This is a genomic window from Pseudomonas sp. EA_105y_Pfl2_R69, from assembly GCF_963970915.1.
GTDB lineage: Bacteria > Pseudomonadota > Gammaproteobacteria > Pseudomonadales > Pseudomonadaceae > Aquipseudomonas.
Genome location: NZ_CAXAOO010000001.1, coordinates 1,002,680 through 1,020,734, shown reverse-complemented (window position 1 = coordinate 1,020,734; position 18,055 = coordinate 1,002,680). Strand labels below are relative to the sequence as shown.

At 64.2% G+C, this 18,055-nt stretch carries 16 protein-coding genes; 8 read left to right on the top strand and 8 right to left on the bottom strand.

All coding sequences use genetic code 11. The features are described 5' to 3' along the window. The first annotated feature begins 117 nt into the window (after window positions 1-117). Window positions 118-2,481, top strand: a complete 2,364-nt coding sequence (locus AACY13_RS04435) for a DNA polymerase II (protein ID WP_339459567.1) — start codon at window positions 118-120, stop codon at window positions 2,479-2,481. Between the two features lie 141 nt (window positions 2,482-2,622). Here AACY13_RS04435 and AACY13_RS04430 read toward each other — a convergent pair whose 3' ends face one another. Beyond that, window positions 2,623-3,522, bottom strand: a complete 900-nt coding sequence (locus AACY13_RS04430) for a DMT family transporter (RefSeq protein WP_339459566.1) — start codon at window positions 3,520-3,522, stop codon at window positions 2,623-2,625. Window positions 3,523-3,677: 155 nt separating this feature from the next. On the opposite strand from AACY13_RS04430, the gene AACY13_RS04425 reads away from it, so the two are divergent. Further along, window positions 3,678-5,036: a hypothetical protein gene (locus tag AACY13_RS04425; protein WP_339459565.1), complete on the top strand. Its 1,359-nt coding sequence runs from the start codon at window positions 3,678-3,680 to the stop codon at window positions 5,034-5,036. A gap of 4 nt (window positions 5,037-5,040) precedes the next feature. On the opposite strand, the gene arsJ is transcribed toward AACY13_RS04425, so the two are convergent. The 5 genes from arsJ to AACY13_RS04400 form a co-directional block, all read right to left on the bottom strand. Then, window positions 5,041-6,261, bottom strand: coding sequence for an organoarsenical effux MFS transporter ArsJ (arsJ, locus tag AACY13_RS04420; protein WP_339459564.1), 1,221 nt, complete (start codon window positions 6,259-6,261; stop codon window positions 5,041-5,043). A 146-nt stretch (window positions 6,262-6,407) separates the two neighbouring features. Next, entirely contained in the window at window positions 6,408-7,412 is a 1,005-nt protein-coding gene (locus AACY13_RS04415; protein ID WP_339459563.1) for an ArsJ-associated glyceraldehyde-3-phosphate dehydrogenase, read from the bottom strand. A gap of 24 nt (window positions 7,413-7,436) precedes the next feature. Continuing rightward, window positions 7,437-7,763, bottom strand: coding sequence for a YnfA family protein (locus AACY13_RS04410; protein WP_445262522.1), 327 nt, complete (start codon window positions 7,761-7,763; stop codon window positions 7,437-7,439). A gap of 88 nt (window positions 7,764-7,851) precedes the next feature. Continuing rightward, window positions 7,852-8,562, bottom strand: a complete 711-nt coding sequence (gene arsH / locus AACY13_RS04405; RefSeq protein ID WP_339459561.1) for an arsenical resistance protein ArsH — start codon at window positions 8,560-8,562, stop codon at window positions 7,852-7,854. A gap of 24 nt (window positions 8,563-8,586) precedes the next feature. Further along, the gene (locus AACY13_RS04400) at window positions 8,587-9,360 is read right to left on the bottom strand and encodes a metalloregulator ArsR/SmtB family transcription factor (RefSeq protein WP_339459560.1); all 774 of its coding nucleotides are present in this window, start codon (window positions 9,358-9,360) and stop codon (window positions 8,587-8,589) included. Window positions 9,361-9,510: 150 nt separating this feature from the next. Here AACY13_RS04400 and arsB point away from each other — a divergent pair, with 150 nt between their 5' ends. From arsB to AACY13_RS04370, 6 genes are all read left to right on the top strand, one after another. Continuing rightward, entirely contained in the window at window positions 9,511-10,587 is a 1,077-nt protein-coding gene (gene arsB, locus AACY13_RS04395; protein ID WP_339459559.1) for an ACR3 family arsenite efflux transporter, read from the top strand. A gap of 9 nt (window positions 10,588-10,596) precedes the next feature. Further along, entirely contained in the window at window positions 10,597-11,601 is a 1,005-nt protein-coding gene (locus tag AACY13_RS04390; RefSeq protein ID WP_339459557.1) for a permease, read from the top strand. A gap of 15 nt (window positions 11,602-11,616) precedes the next feature. Then, window positions 11,617-11,850: a thioredoxin family protein gene (locus tag AACY13_RS04385; RefSeq protein ID WP_339459555.1), complete on the top strand. Its 234-nt coding sequence runs from the start codon at window positions 11,617-11,619 to the stop codon at window positions 11,848-11,850. 87 nt (window positions 11,851-11,937) lie between these two features. After that, the gene (locus AACY13_RS04380) at window positions 11,938-12,816 is read left to right on the top strand and encodes an AraC family transcriptional regulator (protein ID WP_339459553.1); all 879 of its coding nucleotides are present in this window, start codon (window positions 11,938-11,940) and stop codon (window positions 12,814-12,816) included. Between the two features lie 331 nt (window positions 12,817-13,147). Further along, entirely contained in the window at window positions 13,148-15,784 is a 2,637-nt protein-coding gene (locus AACY13_RS04375; protein WP_339459552.1) for a DEAD/DEAH box helicase, read from the top strand. Window positions 15,785-15,988: 204 nt separating this feature from the next. Next, the gene (locus tag AACY13_RS04370) at window positions 15,989-16,252 is read left to right on the top strand and encodes a YebG family protein (RefSeq protein WP_339459550.1); all 264 of its coding nucleotides are present in this window, start codon (window positions 15,989-15,991) and stop codon (window positions 16,250-16,252) included. Window positions 16,253-16,262: 10 nt separating this feature from the next. Here AACY13_RS04370 and AACY13_RS04365 read toward each other — a convergent pair whose 3' ends face one another. Next, on the bottom strand, window positions 16,263-16,883 hold the full coding sequence (locus AACY13_RS04365) for a DUF1326 domain-containing protein (RefSeq protein WP_339459548.1): 621 nt from the start codon (window positions 16,881-16,883) through the stop codon (window positions 16,263-16,265). Window positions 16,884-16,941: 58 nt separating this feature from the next. Further along, window positions 16,942-18,051 (bottom strand): dihydrolipoamide acetyltransferase family protein, encoded by a 1,110-nt coding sequence (locus tag AACY13_RS04360; protein ID WP_339459547.1) that lies wholly within the window; start codon window positions 18,049-18,051, stop codon window positions 16,942-16,944. Between the last annotated feature and the right edge of the window lie 4 nt (window positions 18,052-18,055).

Below are 18,055 nucleotides of genomic sequence, written 5' to 3'. Positions count from 1 at the left end.
GGGATCACACTTCCAGCGGGGCTGATGCCTATCGATGAACAGAAGCCTGAGAGGCGCGCACAGGCAGACAATGCCACGTAGAATCACCGCCCCAGCATGTTTTGAGGTGATATCGCGGTGGACTTACAACAGGGCTTTCTGCTGACCCGGCACTGGCGTGATACGCCAGCGGGGACGCAGGTGGAGTTCTGGCTGGCCACCGATAACGGCCCCCGGCATATCCGCCTGCCCTATCAAACCTCGGTGGCCTTTATTCCGGCGCAACAGCGCGAGCAGGCCGAAGCGCTGCTGAAAAACGAGCGCAGCGTCGAGTTGCGCCCGCTGGGGCTCAAGGACTTTCACCAGCGCTCGGTGCTAGGCCTGTATTGCCAGCAGCACCGCCAACTGATGGACGTCGACAAGCGCCTGCGCCGCGCTGGTGTGACGGTGTACGAAGCCGATGTACGCCCGCCCGAGCGCTACCTGATGGAGCGCTTTATCACCGCCCCGGTGCTGTTTACCGGCACACCCAACAGCGATGGCCTGCTGCTGGATGCGCAGATCAAGCCCTGTAGCGACTACCGGCCGACGCTCAAGCTGGCTTCGCTGGATATCGAAACCAACGCCTTTGGCGAGCTGTACTCGATCGCCATCGAGGGCTGCGGCCAGCGCCAGGTGTATATGCTCGGCCGAGCGCCAGATACCGCGCCGAGCGTGGACTTTCAGCTGGAGTACTGCAGCAGCCGTGGTCAGCTCCTCGAACGCCTCAATCAGTGGCTGGCCACCCATGACCCGGACGCCATCATCGGCTGGAACCTGGTGCAGTTCGACCTCCGCGTGTTGCATGAACATGCGCGCAGCCTGGCCATCCCCCTACGCCTGGGCCGCGCTGGCAGCGAGATGCAGTGGCGCGAGCATGGCAGCGGTAACGGTCATTATTTTGCCGATGCGGCAGGCCGGCTGATTATCGACGGCATCGAAGCGCTGCGCTCGGCGACCTGGAGTTTCCCCTCGTTCAGCCTGGAGAACGTCGCGCAAACCCTGCTCGGCGAGGGCAAGGATATTTCCACGCCCTACCAGCGCATGGACGAAATTGACCGCATGTTCCGCGAGGACAAACCCGCCCTGGCGCGCTACAACCTGCGCGACTGCGAGCTGGTGACGCGGATCTTCGCTAAAACCGGCATCCTCGACTTCCTCCTTGAGCGCGCCACGGTCACCGGCTTGCCCGCCGACCGCAACGGCGGCTCGGTGGCCGCCTTCGAGCACCTGTATATGCCGCTGATGCACCGCCGTGGCTTTGTCGCGCCGAACCTCGGTGACAACCCACCACAAGCCAGCCCCGGCGGTTTTGTCATGGAGTCACAACCGGGGCTGTACGAGTCGGTGCTGGTGCTCGACTACAAGAGCCTGTATCCGTCGATTATCCGCAGTTTTCTGATCGACCCGGTGGGGCTGATCGAAGGCCTGCGTCAGCCGGACGACACCCACTCGGTGCCAGGCTTTCGTGGCGCACGGTTCTCGCGCAGCGAGCACTGCCTACCGGCCATAGTCGAGCGGGTATGGCAGGGCCGCGAGGCGGCCAAACGCGAGCACAACGCGCCGCTATCGCAGGCGCTGAAGATCATCATGAACGCCTTCTACGGCGTGCTCGGTTCCAGCGGTTGCCGCTTCTTCGATACCCGTCTGGCCTCCTCCATCACCCTGCGCGGCCACGAAATCATGGCCCGCACCCGTGCGCTGATCGAGGCCGAAGGCTATGCGGTGATCTATGGCGATACCGACTCGACCTTCGTCTGGCTTCAACGCCCGCATGACGAAGCCGATGCGGCGCAAATTGGCCGCGCCCTGGTGGCCAAGGTCAATGCCTGGTGGGCTGAACACCTGCGCGCCGAGTACGGCCTGAACAGTGCTCTGGAACTGCAATACGAAACCCACTACCGGCGCTTTCTGATGCCGACCATTCGTGGTGCCGAAGAAGGCAGCAAGAAGCGCTATGCCGGATTGGTCAGCCGCGCCGATGGCAGCCACGAGATAGTCTACAAAGGCCTGGAAACCGTGCGCAGTGACTGGTCGCCGCTGGCCCAGCAGTTCCAGCGCGAGCTGTATGAGCGGATATTCCTCAACCAGCCGTACCAGGGTTATATACGCGACTATGTCGAGCGCACCCTGAATGGTGAACTGGACGCGCTACTGGTGTACCGCAAGCGCCTGCGTCGCACGCTCAGCGACTACGAGCGCAACGTGCCGCCGCATGTACGCGCCGCACGCCTGGCCGATGAATACAACACAGCCCAGGGTCGGCCGCTGCAATACCAGCGCGGCGGCTGGATCAGCTATGTGATCACCACGGCCGGCCCGCAACCGCTGGAAGCGCGTAACGCCGCCATCGACTACGACCACTACCTGACCCGCCAACTGCAACCGGTGGCCGACGCCATATTGCCGTTTGTTGGCGACGACTTCGCCACGCTGATTGGTGGGCAGCTGGGGTTGTTTTAACCAGCGCCGAGCGGCTTTTGTAGGGTGGATGACGCTTCACCCATCCACCAACTGCGGCCTCACTGGTGGATGAAAAGAGCGTCATCCACCCTACAGTTCGCTCGGCGGATAAATGCGGGCAACGCTAAACCCATGTCCACCCTACGCCTCGCGCACCATTGCCTGGGGTATGACTCTGGGCTTACGAAACACCAACACATTGCCCAGCATCACCAGCAGCAGACCGAACAGCGCTGGCGCGGTCCACTGGTAGCCCTCGACGAACACCGAGATATTCAGCGCCACCACCGGGAACAGCACGGTGCAGTAGGCCGCGCGTTCCGGCCCCATGCGCCCGACCAGGGTCAGGTAGGCGGTAAAGCCAATCACCGAGCCGGGAATCGCCAGGTACAGCAGGGTGCCGATATAACGGCTGTTCCACTCGAAGCCGAACGGCGTGCCGCTGACCAGGCAGATCGCCACCAGCATCAACGCGCCATACAGCATGCCCCAGGCGTTGGTGGTCAGCGGCTTGAGCCCGGCCTTCTGCTGCAGGCTGGAGAGCAGATTGCCGGCGGAGAAAAACAGCGTGCCGAGCAGCGCCAGACCGATGCCCAGCAGGGTTTCATGGCTGGCCTCCTGCCCGGCCAGTTGCGGCCAGAACAGCAGCACCAGACCGCCCAAGCCCAGCGCGCCGCCGGCCAGCACATTGGCGGAGATCTTCTGCTTGAAGAACAGCCGCGCATTGATCGCATTCCACAAGGTGGCGGTGGAGAAGATCACCGCCACCAGGCCGCTGGGGATCCACTGGCTGGCGGTGTAGAAGCACATGAAATTCAGGCAGAACAGGCACAGCCCCTGCACCAGACAGATCAACTGGCCGCGCCTGTCGAGTTTCTGCAGGCGGCCGCTGAGCAGCAGGATGGCGAACAGCACAGCGGCGGCCAGGGCAAAGCGATAGGCAATGGACGCGGCAATCGCCACCTCGCCCAGTTGCAGCTTCAGGGCGATCCAGGTGGTGCCCCAGATCAGTACGGTCAACAGATAGAGCGACAGGTTCATCGACAGACTCCCAATGGATAGGCGAGAGTCTGCGCGCGAGCGGTCGCCATCACTTGCATAAAGTTGCGCACTTTTTTGCCCGCGGTATTTTTACCTTGGGCCCGGGATCGGCGGCCTGGTACAACCTAATCCCCCAGCATCACGCGGAGAACGCCATGACCCAGCCGCTGCTCCCCCTGAGCGAACAGGACGCCAGCTACCTCTCTTCAGCCAGCGTCGGGGCCGCCCTGGACGAGGTGTCGATCGAGACGCTAAATAGCCGCTGCTTCTGCATCAGCCTGGACCATGACGCCCTGCGCGATGCCCTGGAGTCGAGCCTGGGCCAGCCCGGCCTGTTCGAACTGGTGCGCGAGCGCTGCCCCTATCTGTTCGCCGCCCACCCGGTATTCGTCGCCAAGCCCCAGCTCGAGCGTATGGCCGAGCTGATTCGCACCATCGAGTCGGTGGTGGCCCTGCCGGCTTACCGCGAACGGGTATTGGCCCGCTCACCGGCCATCGCCCGGCACGAGCCGGGGGCCAAGGGGGTGTTTTTCGGCTATGACTTTCATGTCGCCGAAGAAGGCTTCGGCCTGATCGAGATCAACAGCAATGCCGGCGGTGCCATGCTCAACGCCGTGCTGGCGCGGGCGCAGCGGGCCTGCTGCCCGGCCATCGAGCAACTGCTGCCACCCGCTCTGCGGGCCGAAAGCCTGGAGGCCAATATCATTGCCATGTTCCAGCAGGAATGGGCCTTGGGCGGGCATACCCGACCGCTGCGCAGCATCGCCATAGTCGACGAGCGACCCGAGCAGCAATATCTGTACCCTGAATTCCTGCTGTTTCAGCAACTGTTCCAACGCCACGGCCTGCAGTCGGTAATCGCCGACCCCAGCGAGCTAAGCCTGCGCGACGGCCGACTCTGGCATGGCGAGCTGGCCATCGATCTTATCTACAACCGCCTGACCGATTTCGCCCTGGACGACCCGGCCCATGCCCAGCTGCGCCAGGCTTATCTTGAGCGCGCCACCCTGCTCACCCCGCACCCGCAGGCCCACGCCCTGTATGCCGACAAGCGCAACCTGGCGCTGCTCAGCGATGCCGGGCAATTGCAGGCCCTCGGCGTGCCCAAGGATGTTCAGGCCCTGTTGCTAGCGGCCATTCCGCGCACCGAGGTGGTCGAGCCGGCCAATGCCGAGCGCCTGTGGCGCGAGCGTAAGCAGCTGTTCTTCAAACCCTGGGCCGGCTACGGCAGCCGCGCCGCCTACCGGGGCGACAAGCTGACCCAGCGTGTATGGCAGGAAATTATCGCCGGCGACTACGTGGCCCAAGCCCTGGTGCTGCCGGGCCAGCGGGTGATGGCCCGCGAGAACCCGGCACTGAAGTTCGACCTGCGCGCCTATGCCTATGACGGCGAGGTGCAGTGGCTGGCCGCCCGCCTGTACCAGGGCCAGACCACCAACTTCCGCACCCCGGGCGGCGGTTTCGCACCCGTCTACCCGGGACCGGAGGGCGGTTGTGGCACCGGCTGCGATTGATCAACTAATGGGCATTGACATGTTTGGGCAGCCCGATGGAAATCAACGCCGCCAGCAACACAAAGGCCGAGGAAATCCACAGGCACGCCTCCAGGCCATAAGCCTGATACACCCAGCCAGACAGCAGTGTGCCGATTAGCCGGCCGAGGGCGTTGGACATGTAATAGAACCCCACGTCCAGCGACACGCCGTCCTCCTTGGCGTAGCTGACGATCAGGTAGCTGTGCAGCGAGGAGTTCACCGCAAACAGCACGCCGAAAAGCATCAGCCCGCCGAGCAAGACCCACTGCGCCGGCAAATCGCTGTTCAGACCCAGGGCAATTGCGGCGGGCAACCCGGCCAGCACGGCAGCCCAGGCGAATGCCGCGCGACCATCCGGCAACTGGCCGCTGGCCTTGCCAGTGATGGCCGGAGCGAAGGACTGCACCATGCCGTAGCCAATCACCCAGGCCGCGAGAAAGCCGCCGACCAGCCAGAAATCCCAGCCAAACACACTGGACAGGTAAACCGGCAGCGCGACGACAAACCACACATCGCGGGCACCGAACAAGAACAAGCGAGCGGCCGACAGGCTATTGATCGCCCGGCTCTTGGACAGGATGTCGCGAAACTTCGGCTTGGCCTTGGTCTTGCCCAGATCCTTCTTCAGCAGCAGCAGGCTGGCCAGCCAGATCAGCGCCAGCACGGCCGCCATGGCCAGCACCGCGCCGGTGAAACCCAGCAGCGCCAGCAACGCGCCGCCCATAAAGAAGCCCACGCCCTTGAGCGTGTTCTTCGAGCCGGTGAGGATCGCCACCCACTTGTACAGCCTGTCCTGCTGGCTGTCCGGCACCAGCAGCTTGATCGCGCTCTTGGCGCTCATCTTGTTCAGATCCTTGGCGATACCGGACAAGGCTTGCGCACCCATCACCCAGGGAATCGTCAGCCAGGCCGCCGGCACCGTGAGCATCAGCAAGGCCGCCACCTGCAGGCCCAGGCCGATATTCATGGTGCGATTGAGCCCCAGCCGCGCGCCCAGATAACCGCCGAGCAGATTGGTCACCACGCCGAAAATCTCATAGAACAGAAACAGCGCGGCGATCTGCAGCGGCGTGTAACCCAGGCTATGAAAATGCAGCACCACCAGCATGCGCAACGCGCCGTCGGTGAGGGTAAAGGCCCAGTAGTTGCCGGTGACCAGCAGGTATTGGCGCACTTCGGGGGCGAGCCGGGATAAGGCGTGCATCGGAGAAATCCTGTGCCGATTGGGCAAAAACCGATGGGTAGCGCTGCGCTTAACCCATCCTACAAACCAGGCGGTAGGGTGGATGACGCTTTATCCATCCACCAAGCAGCCGCGGTGGATGGAAAAGGCGTCATCCACCCTACCGATCAATCGACTGTGCCGACCATCCGCGCCAGCTCAACAGCGCGGTTGGCGTAGCCCCACTCGTTGTCGTACCAGGCGTAGAGCTTCACCTGGGTACCATTGACCACCATGGTCGACAGCGCATCGATGATCGAGGAGCGCGGGTCGGTGCGGTAGTCGATGGACACCAGCGGCCGCTCCTCATAGCCGAGAATTCCGGCCAGCGGGCCGGCGGCGGCGGCCTTGAGCAGGGCGTTGACCTCCTCCACCGTGGTCGCGCGCTCCACCTCGAATACGCAGTCGGTCAACGAGGCGTTGGCCAGGGGTACGCGCACCGCGTGGCCGTTGAGCTTGCCGCGCAGCTCGGGGAAGATCTCGGCAATCGCCGTGGCCGAGCCGGTACTGGTGGGGATCAGGCTCATGCCGCTGGCCCGCGCGCGGCGCAGGTCCTTGTGTGGCGTATCGAGAATGCTCTGGGTGTTGGTCAGGTCGTGGATGGTGGTGATCGAGCCGTGGCGAATGCCGAGGTTCTCGTGAATCACCTTGACCACCGGGGCCAGGCAGTTGGTGGTGCAGGAGGCGGCGGTGACGATGCGGTGCTGCGCCGGGTCGAACAGCTGCTGATTGACGCCCATGACGATATTCAGCGCGCCCGGCTCTTTTACCGGCGCGCAGACCACCACGCGCTTCACGCCTTGATCGAGATAGCCTTGCAACAGGGCTACGGTCTTTATCTTGCCGCTGGCCTCGATCACCAGATCGCAGCCGCTCCAGTCGGTATCGGCGACGGCCTTGTTGGCCGTGACCTGGATCCGCTTGCCGTCGATCAGCACGCACTCGCCTTCGCTGCTCGCCTCATGCTGCCAGCGGCCGTGCACCGAGTCGAAATTGAGCAGATGGGCGTGGGTCGCCGCGTCGCCGGCCGGGTCGTTGATCCGCACGAATTCCAGCTCCGGCCAGCCCCAGGCAGCGCGCAGCGCCAGACGACCGATACGACCAAAACCGTTGATACCTACCTTGATAGCCATAAACGAATTCCCTCTACAAAGTGATTAGGCGCTACGCGGCGCAAACATAATGATCGCCATGCCGAGCATGGCCACAGTGGCACCCAGCAGATCCCAAGGGGTCGGGCGGATGCCGTCCACCAGCCACAGCCAGATGATTGCCGTCGCCACATACACCCCGCCGTAAGCGGCATACACCCGCCCGGCGGCGGTCGGATGCAGGGTCAGCAGCCAGGCGAACAGCGCCAGCGACACGGCGGCCGGCAGCAGCAGCCAGATGCTCTTGCCCTGTTTGAGCCACAGGTACGGCAGGTAGCAGCCGATGATCTCGGCCAGCGCCGTCAGGGCGAACAGGCCCAGGGTGTTGAGCATGCTCACCTCAGTTGCCGAACTGGGCGAGCCCGCCCGCATGGGTCGGATGCTGGATGAAGGGATGGGACATGCGCAGTGATCCTGACAATTAAATGGAAGCCTGATTGACCCGTTTGCTCAGCTGCTCGGCCGACTCCTTGCGCTCGGAGTAGCGATCCACCAGGTAGTCCGACTGGCCACGCAGCAGCAGGGTGAACTTGACCAGTTCCTCCATCACGTCCACCACCCGGTCGTAATAGGCCGAAGGCTTCATCCGCCCGGCGTCGTCGAATTCGAGAAAGGCCTTGGCCACCGAGGACTGGTTGGGGATGGTGAACATGCGCATCCAGCGCCCCAGCACGCGCATCTGATTCAGCGCATTGAAGGACTGCGAGCCGCCGCTGACCTGCATCAGCGCCAGGGTCTTGCCCTGGGTCGGGCGCACCGCGCCCATGCTCAGGGGAATCCAGTCGATCTGCGCCTTGAACACCCCGGTCATCGCGCCATGGCGCTCCGGCGAGCACCAGACCATGCCCTCGCTCCACAGCGCCAGCTCACGCAACTCCTGCACCTTGGGGTGATCCTCGGGGGCGTCATCCGGCAGCGGCAGGCCGCCGGGGTTGAAGATCCGCGCTTCGGCACCGAACTGCTCGAGCAGGCGCGCGGCCTCCTCGGTCAGCAGACGGCTGTAGGAGCGAGCCCGGTTGGAGCCGTACAGCAGCAGGATGCGCGGTTTGTGCGCCGCGGTCGGCTTGGTCAGCTGCTCCTGGCTGGGCAGGTCGAGCAGGTCAGGATCTATATTGGGCAACTCAAAGGTCATGGTCTTGCTCCGGGAATCAGTGGCTCAGCTGCACAGTGAGGCGCGATCGGGACGGTCACGCATGCCGTGCAGACGCAAGCGGTCCTCGGCCAGTTGCGGGTCACCGGCCTCAAGCACCTGGGCCAGGGTCTGGCCAACCCAGGCCGGCAGTTGCGGGTGCAGGCGGTAGTAGACCCACTGCCCGGCGCGGCGATCCTGCAGCAGGCCGCTGCTGCGCAGCTGGGCCAGGTGGCGGGAGATCTTCGGTTGGCTTTCCTGCAGGGCGGCGGTCAGCTCGCAGACGCACAGTTCGCCCTCCCGGGCGATCAGCTGGGTCATGCGCGCACGGGTGTCGTCGGCCAGGGCCTTGAACAGGGTGACCGGGGCGAGCATCTGTAGCGCGGCCCTGGTCTTGTTCTTGACCAGCACGAACATCTTGATGCGCTCGTGAATCTGCTGCAGGCAGTGCTTGTAGGCATTCGGCTGGCGGCTGCTGGCCGGGTCCTCGAAGTCCCAGGCGATGTATTCGCCGGCTCCGGGCAAAGTGCTGCACTCGAAAGCGGATTTGTCGCACAGGGTGATCACGTAGTCGAACTGCTGGCCGTCGAAACTTTCCAGGGCTTTGCTCTGCAGACCCTCGGTGCTCACGCCCAACTGTTCCAGCGCCAGGCGCGCGCGCGGGTCCACTTCGCCGGGTTGGGTGCCGGCGCTGAAGGCCTCATAGCCTTCGGGGTCGGTATGGCGCAGCAGGGCTTCGGCCATCTGCGAGCGGGCGGCGTTGGCCACGCAGAGAAACAGCACGCGGGTCTTTTGGCTCATGGCGAGGGCGTCATACAAATACGATTTGGCGAATATATTGCAGGCCATATATCTTGTAAAACATATATTCAGTCAAGCCACAGTCGACCCAGATCAATACCGCGTGCTGCGTGCCTGGCTAGACTCGTGACTCGCCCCAAGGAAGCCAGCATGAGCAACGCCCTTGAATCCTCAGCCCCTCAGACCGGCTCGCCGCTGGGCTTTTTCGAGCGTTACCTGACGCTTTGGGTATTGCTCTGCATCATCGGCGGCACCCTGCTCGGCCTGTTCGCCCCCGAGGCGGCGCAGGCGGTGGGCGCGCTGGAAGTTGCCCAGGTGAATATCCCGGTGGGCCTGCTGATCTGGGTGATGATCATCCCCATGCTGATAAAGATCGACTTCAGCGCCATTGGCGAGGTCTACCAGCAGCGCGCCGGCCTGGGCGTGACCCTGAGCATCAACTGGCTGATCAAGCCCTTCACCATGGCCTTTATGGCCTGGCTGTTTCTGCGTCATGTATTCGCCGGCTGGCTGCCGGCCGAGCAGATCGACAGCTATGTAGCCGGGCTGATTCTGCTCGGTGCCGCGCCCTGCACCGCCATGGTGTTCGTCTGGAGCAACCTGTGTAAGGGCAACGCCAACTTCACCCTGACCCAAGTGGCGATAAACGACCTGGTGATGGTGTTCGCCTTCGCCCCCATAGTCGCCCTGCTGCTGGGTGTGTCATCGATTCCGGTGCCGTGGGACACCCTGCTGCTGTCGGTGCTGATGTATATCGTCATCCCCCTGGCCATCGCCCAGTTTATCCGCGCGCGCCTGCTGCGCCATGGTGAGGCGGCGCTACAAGCCATGCTGGCGCGTATCGGCCCGTTATCCATCCTCGCGTTGCTGGCCACCCTGGTGTTGCTGTTCTCCTTCCAGGGCCAGACCATCGTCGCCCAGCCACTGATCATCGCCATGCTGGCGGTGCCGATTCTGCTGCAGACCCTGTTGATCGCCGCTCTGGGTTACTGGCTGTGCCGCCAGCTCAAGGTGCGCCATGACGTGGCCGGGCCGGCGGCAATGATCGGCGCGTCGAACTTCTTCGAACTGGCCGTGGCGGTGGCCATCGTGCTGTACGGTTTCAACTCCGGCGCGGCATTGGCCACGGTGGTCGGGGTGCTGATCGAGGTGCCGGTAATGCTCTGGCTGGTGCGCATGGTCAATAACAGCAAGGGCTGGTACGAGCGCGCGCAGCCGCACAACTAAGGACCTCAAATGGAATTGTTCAAATGGCTGAACGACCAACTGCTGCGCATGGACTGGCTGGCCTGGCTGGTGCGCGTGCTGTTGGAGGACGGTTTCGGCCTGGACATGACCAGCCGTAGCGGTGCCAGCCTGCACTTCTTTATCTATGACGTAATCAAGATCTTTATCCTGCTGGCGGTACTGATCTTCAGCATTTCCTGGGTGCAGAGCTATTTTCCGCCCGAGCGTACGCGGCGCATTCTCGGCGGCATGAGCGGCTTCAAGGCCAAGCTGACCGGCGCGCTGCTGGGCACCATCACGCCCTTTTGCTCCTGCTCGTCGATTCCGCTGTTTATCGGCTTCACCAGCTCCGGTCTGCCGTTGGGGGTGACGTTCGCCTTTCTGATTTCCTCACCGCTGGTGGACCTGGCCTCGGTGATTCTGCTGGCGAGCATCTTCAACTGGTCGATTGCCATCGCCTATGTATTGATCGGCCTGGTACTGGCGGTGCTGGGCGGCACGCTGATCGGCCGGGCGAAGATGGAGCGTTACGTCGAAGCCTTTGTCATGCACAACCCGGTGCTAGACATCCCCCAGGCGCAACTGACGCGGCGTGACCGGGCGCAATTCGCCTGGTCCCAGGTCAGCGATATTTTCCGCCGGGTCTGGCTCTATGTGCTGATTGGCGTCGGCATTGGCGCGGCCATCCACAACTGGATTCCGGCAGACTGGATCGAAGCGCTGCTGGGGCAGGACAACTGGTGGTCGGTGCCATTGGCGACCCTGGTCGGCGTGCCGATGTATGCCGATATCTTTGGCACCCTGCCGATTGCCGAAGCGCTGGTGGCCAAAGGCATCGGCCTGGGCACGGCGCTGGCCTTTATGATGGCCGTCACCGCGCTGTCGCTGCCCTCGCTGATCATGCTCAAGAAAGTGGTCAAGGCCCCGCTGCTGGCCTTGTTCTTCGGCATTGTGGCCGTTGGCATCGTGCTGATCGGCTATCTGTTTAATGCGTTTAGCTATCTGTTTATCTGACTTTTGGAGCACGGCATGATCATCAAAATCCTCGGTTCCGGCTGCAAGAAATGCATCACCCTGAGCGAGAACACCCAGGCGGCACTGGCCAATCTGGGACGCGAGGCACAAGTCATCAAGGTCACCGACTTCGCCGAAATCGCCGCCCACGGCGTGATGTCGACACCGGCCCTGGCGATTGACGACAAGGTGGTCTCGGTTGGTAAGGTGCTGACCGTCGGCGAAGTGGAAAAACTGCTCAACGCCTGAGCCAGGCCTTGCACAATCTTGCGCATTTCTCCAATCGGGGCTGGCAGCCGATGCGGGCCGGCGTAGCATGGGGCGACCGGAGGTTTTATGGCGCAACTTGAGCAATTACAGGTTTTCCAGAGCATGCACAGCTCACCCAACACCCGCCTGCACCGCAGCGCCGAGTTGGGCGATGGGCTGGCCGCGGCCGTGTGGAGCAACCGTCATGATGCCCGCGACTACCAGGCCCCCAGCCATCACACCCTGTCCTGCTACCTGGCCGGCGGCACCGGCACCTTTCGCCGTGAAAGCCCGCACAGCAAGGGCGCGCCGGACAAGCTGTGCATCCTCCCCGCCGGGCATCAGTCGGAGTGGGTGATCAACGGTGAAATCCACCTGGCCCATCTGTATATCAGTCAGGAGCAGTTCGCCCTGGCGGCGGTCAATCTGCTGGATCGCGAACCCCGGGAGCTGGAGCTGCGCGAGAGCACCTTTCTCGACGATGCGCAGCAAGCCCGGCGCTTTCGCCAGCTCAGCAGCCTGGACTGGAGCGAGCCGGGCGAGCGCCTGCTAAGTAGCAGCCTGGCCCACGGCCTGATCAGCCACGCCCTGCTCAACCAGGTCGGTCGCCGCGCGGGGCTGCGCCTGAACGGCGGCCTGGCACCCAGCCTGCGCCGCCGGGTGCGCGACTTTATTCAGGCCAATCTCGCCGAGCCGCTCAGCCTGGGCCAACTGGCCAGCCTCTGCGCGCTGTCCGAATACCACTTCGCGCGGATGTTCCAGCTCAGCTTCGGCCTGCCGCCACACCGCTATGTGCTGGCCCAGCGCCTGCTGCAGGCGCAGCGGCTGTTGCGCAGCAGCCCACTGCCCCTGGGCGAGGTGGCCCTGGCCTGCGGTTTTGCCAGCGCCAGCCATTTCAGCAACCGCTTCCGCCAGGCCCTGGGGGCGACGCCTGGGCAGTACCGCCAGGCCTTCGCCGCGCGCTAAGCAGGCCGTTGAAAAACTACCTGCGTTGGCAATACTGCGTTAAAAACGGCCTCAAAATGCTCATTTACAGCACGTAAACTCCGCTTTTTCGGCCATTTTTGCCTTGTCTTGCCTGCCTCGCCTACGTTTTTCAACGGCCTGCTAAGCCTCAGGTGCCCCCCCGCCGCCAAGACCTGCGCGCGTCGCCTCGCCACAGCGCCGCCAACTTGGCGACACACGGGGCCGCACAACAGCCTGCTAATCCGCCCGGGCTGTGCCAGAATCGTCGGCTGTCCTTTAGATACGCCTTCGCCATGCCACGCATCGCCTTTGCCATCCCAGGGTGGCGCTAATGCCCCTCGACCTGCTGCGCATTCGCCAGGAAGACTGGCGCGCGGAATTCGGCGTGGGCGATCTGCAACGCGGCCAGGGCTACGCCGCCCAGGGCCGCAGCACCCTGCTCAGCCTCAAGGGCGACCTGCTGTTGGCCAGCTGCCGCGGCTCGGGCGCGCAGACCTACCACCAGCGCATCACCCTCAAACCCTACGGCCAGGGCTGGAGCGTCAGCGGCCGCTGCAGCTGCCCGGTGGGTTTCAATTGCAAGCATGTGGCCAGCGCCCTGCTGACCCTGCAGAACCAGCAGGATCAGGGCGTCGACCTGTCGCCCCTGATAGTGCCCAGCCCGGACTCGGTCGAACAGCTTGTGCAGGACGTGCAGCCCACGCCGGTGCTCAGCCTGGGCAGCCTGGTGCGGGTGCATTTCGATGCACGCAAGGGCCGCATGCAGGAGCAGACCCAGCACCGCGCCGCCCTGGCCTTCGCCTACCAGAGCCATCTGGCCACGGGCAAACCGAGCAAGGATCTGCTGGTTAAACAGAGCCCACACCTGAGCCTGCGCATCGTCCGCAACGCCAGCCAGGAAGCCGCGCTGCGCAATCGCCTGGAGCAGACCGGCCTGCAGGTGGCGCTGCGTCAGAGCGAAGCCCTGTCGGAGAGCGCCGGCGAGGCCTATGAACAACCCAACGAGGCGGCCTGGCTGCTGTTTGTCCGCGAACAGCTGCCGCGCCTGCGCGCAGAAGGCTGGGAAATCCGCATGCAGCCGGAGTTCCAGTTCAACCTGGCGCAGGTGGACGACTGGTACGCCACGGTCGAGGAAGACCCGGAACAGAACTGGTTCGACCTGGAGCTGGGTATCGAGGTGGAAGGCCAGCGCCTGAGCCTGCTGCCCATTCTCTTACAGGCGATCCGCCGCACGCCTTGGCTGCTCAATGGCGAGGCGCTGAACAAGCGCGATGATAGCGAGGTGCTGCTGGTCAGCCTGCCGCACAACCACAAGCGCGTCGCCCTGCCCTTCGCCCGCCTCAAGCCGCTGCTGGCCACCCTCGGCGAGCTGTTCTTCCGCGAGCCGGGCGAATCCAGCCAGCGCCTGCGTCTGTCGCGCCTGGATGCCGCGCGCCTGGACCAGCTGGCACAGGGCCCGGCCCTGAACTGGCACGGCGGCGGCCAGCTGCGCGACTTCGCCCAGCGCCTGCACAGCCTCAATGCCACACAGGTGCAGGCCCCGCCAGGCCTGCAGGCCGAGCTGCGGGCCTATCAGCTGCAGGGCCTGGCCTGGATGCAGGCCCTGGCCGAGCTGGAAGTCGGCGGTCTACTGGCCGACGATATGGGTTTGGGCAAGACCCTGCAGACCCTCGCCCATATCCTCTGCGAACAGCAGGCCGGACGCCTGCGCCAGCCGGCGCTGATCGTCATGCCCACCAGCCTGATCCCCAACTGGCAGGACGAGGCCGCGCGCTTCACCCCGCAGCTCCGGGTGTTGGCCCTGCACGGGCCCAAGCGCCGGGCGCTGTTCAAGCAGATCGGCGAGCACGACATCATTCTCACCACCTACGCCCTGCTGCCCCGCGACCTCAAGGCGCTGAACGCGCACAGCTATCGCCTGCTGATTCTCGACGAGGCGCAAAACATCAAGAACCCGCGCAGCAAGGCCGCCCTGGCCGCCGCGCAGATACAGGCCGGGCAACGCCTGTGCCTGACCGGCACACCGCTGGAAAATCATCTGGGCGAGCTGTGGTCGCTGTTCAACTTCCTCATGCCCGGCTGGCTGGGCGACAGCAAGAGCTTTGTGCGCGACTACCGCACACCCATCGAGAAACAGGGCAACGCCCAGCGCCTGGCGCACCTGTCCGGGCGGATCAAACCCTTCGTCCTGCGCCGCAGCAAGGAGCAGGTGGCCCGCGAGCTGCCGCCCAAGACCGAGATCACCCACTGGGTCGAACTGACCGCGGTGCAGCGCGACCGCTACGAAACCCTGCGCCTGGCCATGGACAAGAAGGTCCGCGCGGAAATCGCCCGCCAGGGCCTGGCGCGCAGCCAGATCGTGATTCTCGAAGCCCTGTTGCGCCTGCGCCAGGCCTGCTGCGACCTGCGCCTGCTCGGCGAAGACAGCGACACGGCGCTGGGCAGCCACGACTCCGGCAAGCTGAGCGAACTGCTGGAGATGCTTGAGGAACTGTTCGCCGAAGGCCGCCGGGTGCTGCTTTTTTCCCAGTTCACCTCGATGCTGACGCTGATCGAAAACGAATTAAAGGTGCGGCAGATCCCCTACGCCAAGCTCACTGGCAGCACCCAGGACCGCCGCACCCCGGTGCAGCAGTTCCAGGCCGGCGAGTTACCGATATTCCTGATCAGCCTCAAGGCCGGCGGCGCGGGCCTGAATCTCACCGCCGCCGACACCGTGATCCACTTCGACCCCTGGTGGAACCCGGCCGCCGAGGCCCAGGCCAGCGACCGCGCCTACCGCATCGGCCAGGACAAGCCGGTGTTCGTCTACAAGCTGATCGCCCGCGGCAGCGTCGAGGAAAAGATCCAGCAACTGCAGCAGAGCAAGGCCGACCTGGCCCGCGGCCTGCTGGAAGGCGGCAGCCAGGCCCAGTGGCAGCTTGGCGAAGAAGACCTGCAGGCGCTGTTTGCGCCGCTAAGTGACTGACGCCCCCTAGCTGGGTACGGGCTGCTCACCTACTTCGCTACGGCGATCTCCCGCGACTACCTTTTCTTGGCGCGGCGCGCGGCGCACCCTACGGGGGACGAGCAATTAGCGCTGGGCAAAGTCGCGCGAGTTCTTTATGCTCGCCACAACTGTATAGATAAACAGCTTTATTTAACCGTCAGCGTGAAGGCGTAGAGGTGATGAATGGCCGTCGAAGTGGTGTACCGCAGCAGCCGAGATTTGGAGCGTTTGTTTATGGATAAAGCCGAAGCCGACCGCCATGACAAGATGCTCGAGCTGGCCGAGCTGTTGACCGATGTGTTGCAGAAGGCCGTGCCTTCGCTGAACGAGCAGCAGGGCGAAGAACTGGGGATCTTTATGGCGAAGAACCGCGAACTCTTCGCCAAGGCCTTCAAGAACCAGCCGGATGCCTTAAGCGAACTCGGCCTGGACAGCACGTCGGGCTAACAGGTGCCGCTTAACCTATACAGCCCTGCTCGCTGAACCTGACCCGGGAAAACGCGCCGTACTTGTTCGCATAACTCGCCAGAAAGGGCCCGTCGTGCCAGCTCCAGCGCCGCGTATTGGTCATCAGGCCATGCTTGTATTCGATGCCGTGGGGCAGGTCGAGGGTTGGCCGGATCACGCTGCCGTCCGGGTAGCTCAGCAACTCGCTGTCGGCCTCGGCAACACCCTCGATACGCACCCGCCCCTGACCGTCGACTAGCTCGAACTCGATCGACACCAGCTTAGGCGGCAGCCACTGGCTGACCAGTTCTGCGCCGAACAGGTCGAAGATACCGCCACCCGCCTGCCCGGTGCCAATCGCCTCGAGGGCCTGACGCTGCGCCGTGCTGGCGCGGCTGTCGATATAGGCACGGGCGCAACCATCGCCGGCCTCGATAGCCCCGGGAAAACTGTAGTAGAGGGCGAATTTCAGGTCGTCCAGTGCCACCTCGGCATAACGCCCGCTGAGGATATGCCAGGCACCCCAGCCCATGCAGCGGCCCTCAGTGGGCCGCGCGTTGAAGTTGCACGGACAACCCCAGTCGCAATTGCAGGCAGTGAAATAATCTGCCTCGAAATTCCACTGAGTCATCTTTGCCTCCTTGCTCCGCACAGAGGCGGAGCACATCGCCTGATAGAACGCCGAGGCCTCAACCCTCGGACTGTTGCAAGGCCTGCACCAGCGCCTTGAGAAACCGCGCCGCCTCGCCGCCGGTGACCGCGCGGTGGTCGAAGGTCAGCGACAGCGGCAGGATCGGATGCACTTCGACCTTGCCCTTGACCGCCACCGGTTCGTCGCGGATACCGCCAGCCCCGATGATCGCCACCTGCGGCGGCATCACGATGGGGTTGGCGTAGCGGCCGAACAGGGTGCCGAAATTGGACAGGGTCAGGGTCGCGCCCATCATTTCCTGAGGCGGGATGGAGCGCGCCTTGACGTCGGCGCGCAGGCGTGCGGCACCGGCTTTCAGGTCCTCGGCGCTGCGCGCGCCGACATTGCGCAGCACCGGCACGAACAGGCCGTCGGGACTGTCCACGGCGATGCCCAGGTCGAGCTGCTGGTGCTGTTTGAGCGACAGGTTCTTGCCATCGAACCAGCTGTTGAGCAGTGGTTCCACCCTGCAGGCTGCGGCAATCGCCTGGGCCAGACGCACCAGCGGGTCGCGGGCCTCGGCCCAGAGGTGCAGGTCGGCATCGCCGACTATCACCACCGGCACCACCTCGGCGTGGGCGCGGGCCATGTTGATCGCCATGCTGCGCCGGACCCCGCGCAGCTTCTCACCACCAAACCGGTCCCGCGCCGTCTGGGTCGTCGCCTCGACATCGGCACGGGTAATCAGGCCATCCGTGCCGCTGCCCGCCAGGCGGCCCAGGTCCACCCCCAGCTGTCGGGCCAGCTGGCGCACCGCCGGGGTCGCCCGCGGGGCCAGGTGTTCGCGGGTGGACGGCGCAGCCCCGACGAAGAAACTGTCGGCCTGGGCGGCACCGCCACCTTCCAGGCGACCAACCACGGTGCCGGCATCGGCCTCGCCTTCGTAGGCCAGCAGCGGTTCGCCGACATGCAGGATATCGCCCTCGGCACCGAAGGTTTTCACCACCACGCCGTCGTAGGGCGCGGGAATATCGACAATGGCCTTGGCGGTCTCCACCGAGACCAGCAGCTGATCGGCCTTGACCTCGTCGCCGGCCTTGACGTGCCACTCGACGATTTCGGCGTCCTGCAGGCCTTCGCCCAAGTCGGGCAGTTTGAAATATTTCATCGAG

Excerpts from the sequence above, each read along its gene's own strand:
- AACY13_RS04430 (WP_339459566.1), bottom strand. The coding sequence starts at position 3,522 with ATGAACCTGTCGCTCTATCTGTTGACCGTACTGATCTGGGGCACCACC.
- AACY13_RS04425 (WP_339459565.1), top strand. The coding sequence starts at position 3,678 with ATGACCCAGCCGCTGCTCCCCCTGAGCGAACAGGACGCCAGCTACCTC.
- arsJ (WP_339459564.1), bottom strand. The coding sequence starts at position 6,261 with ATGCACGCCTTATCCCGGCTCGCCCCCGAAGTGCGCCAATACCTGCTG.
- AACY13_RS04415 (WP_339459563.1), bottom strand. The coding sequence starts at position 7,412 with ATGGCTATCAAGGTAGGTATCAACGGTTTTGGTCGTATCGGTCGTCTG.
- AACY13_RS04410 (WP_445262522.1), bottom strand. The coding sequence starts at position 7,763 with ATGCTCAACACCCTGGGCCTGTTCGCCCTGACGGCGCTGGCCGAGATC.
- arsH (WP_339459561.1), bottom strand. The coding sequence starts at position 8,562 with ATGACCTTTGAGTTGCCCAATATAGATCCTGACCTGCTCGACCTGCCC.
- AACY13_RS04400 (WP_339459560.1), bottom strand. The coding sequence starts at position 9,360 with ATGAGCCAAAAGACCCGCGTGCTGTTTCTCTGCGTGGCCAACGCCGCC.
- arsB (WP_339459559.1), top strand. The coding sequence starts at position 9,511 with ATGAGCAACGCCCTTGAATCCTCAGCCCCTCAGACCGGCTCGCCGCTG.
- AACY13_RS04390 (WP_339459557.1), top strand. The coding sequence starts at position 10,597 with ATGGAATTGTTCAAATGGCTGAACGACCAACTGCTGCGCATGGACTGG.
- AACY13_RS04385 (WP_339459555.1), top strand. The coding sequence starts at position 11,617 with ATGATCATCAAAATCCTCGGTTCCGGCTGCAAGAAATGCATCACCCTG.
- AACY13_RS04380 (WP_339459553.1), top strand. The coding sequence starts at position 11,938 with ATGGCGCAACTTGAGCAATTACAGGTTTTCCAGAGCATGCACAGCTCA.
- AACY13_RS04375 (WP_339459552.1), top strand. The coding sequence starts at position 13,148 with ATGCCCCTCGACCTGCTGCGCATTCGCCAGGAAGACTGGCGCGCGGAA.
- AACY13_RS04370 (WP_339459550.1), top strand. The coding sequence starts at position 15,989 with ATGGCCGTCGAAGTGGTGTACCGCAGCAGCCGAGATTTGGAGCGTTTG.
- AACY13_RS04365 (WP_339459548.1), bottom strand. The coding sequence starts at position 16,883 with ATGACTCAGTGGAATTTCGAGGCAGATTATTTCACTGCCTGCAATTGC.
- AACY13_RS04360 (WP_339459547.1), bottom strand. The coding sequence starts at position 18,051 with ATGAAATATTTCAAACTGCCCGACTTGGGCGAAGGCCTGCAGGACGCC.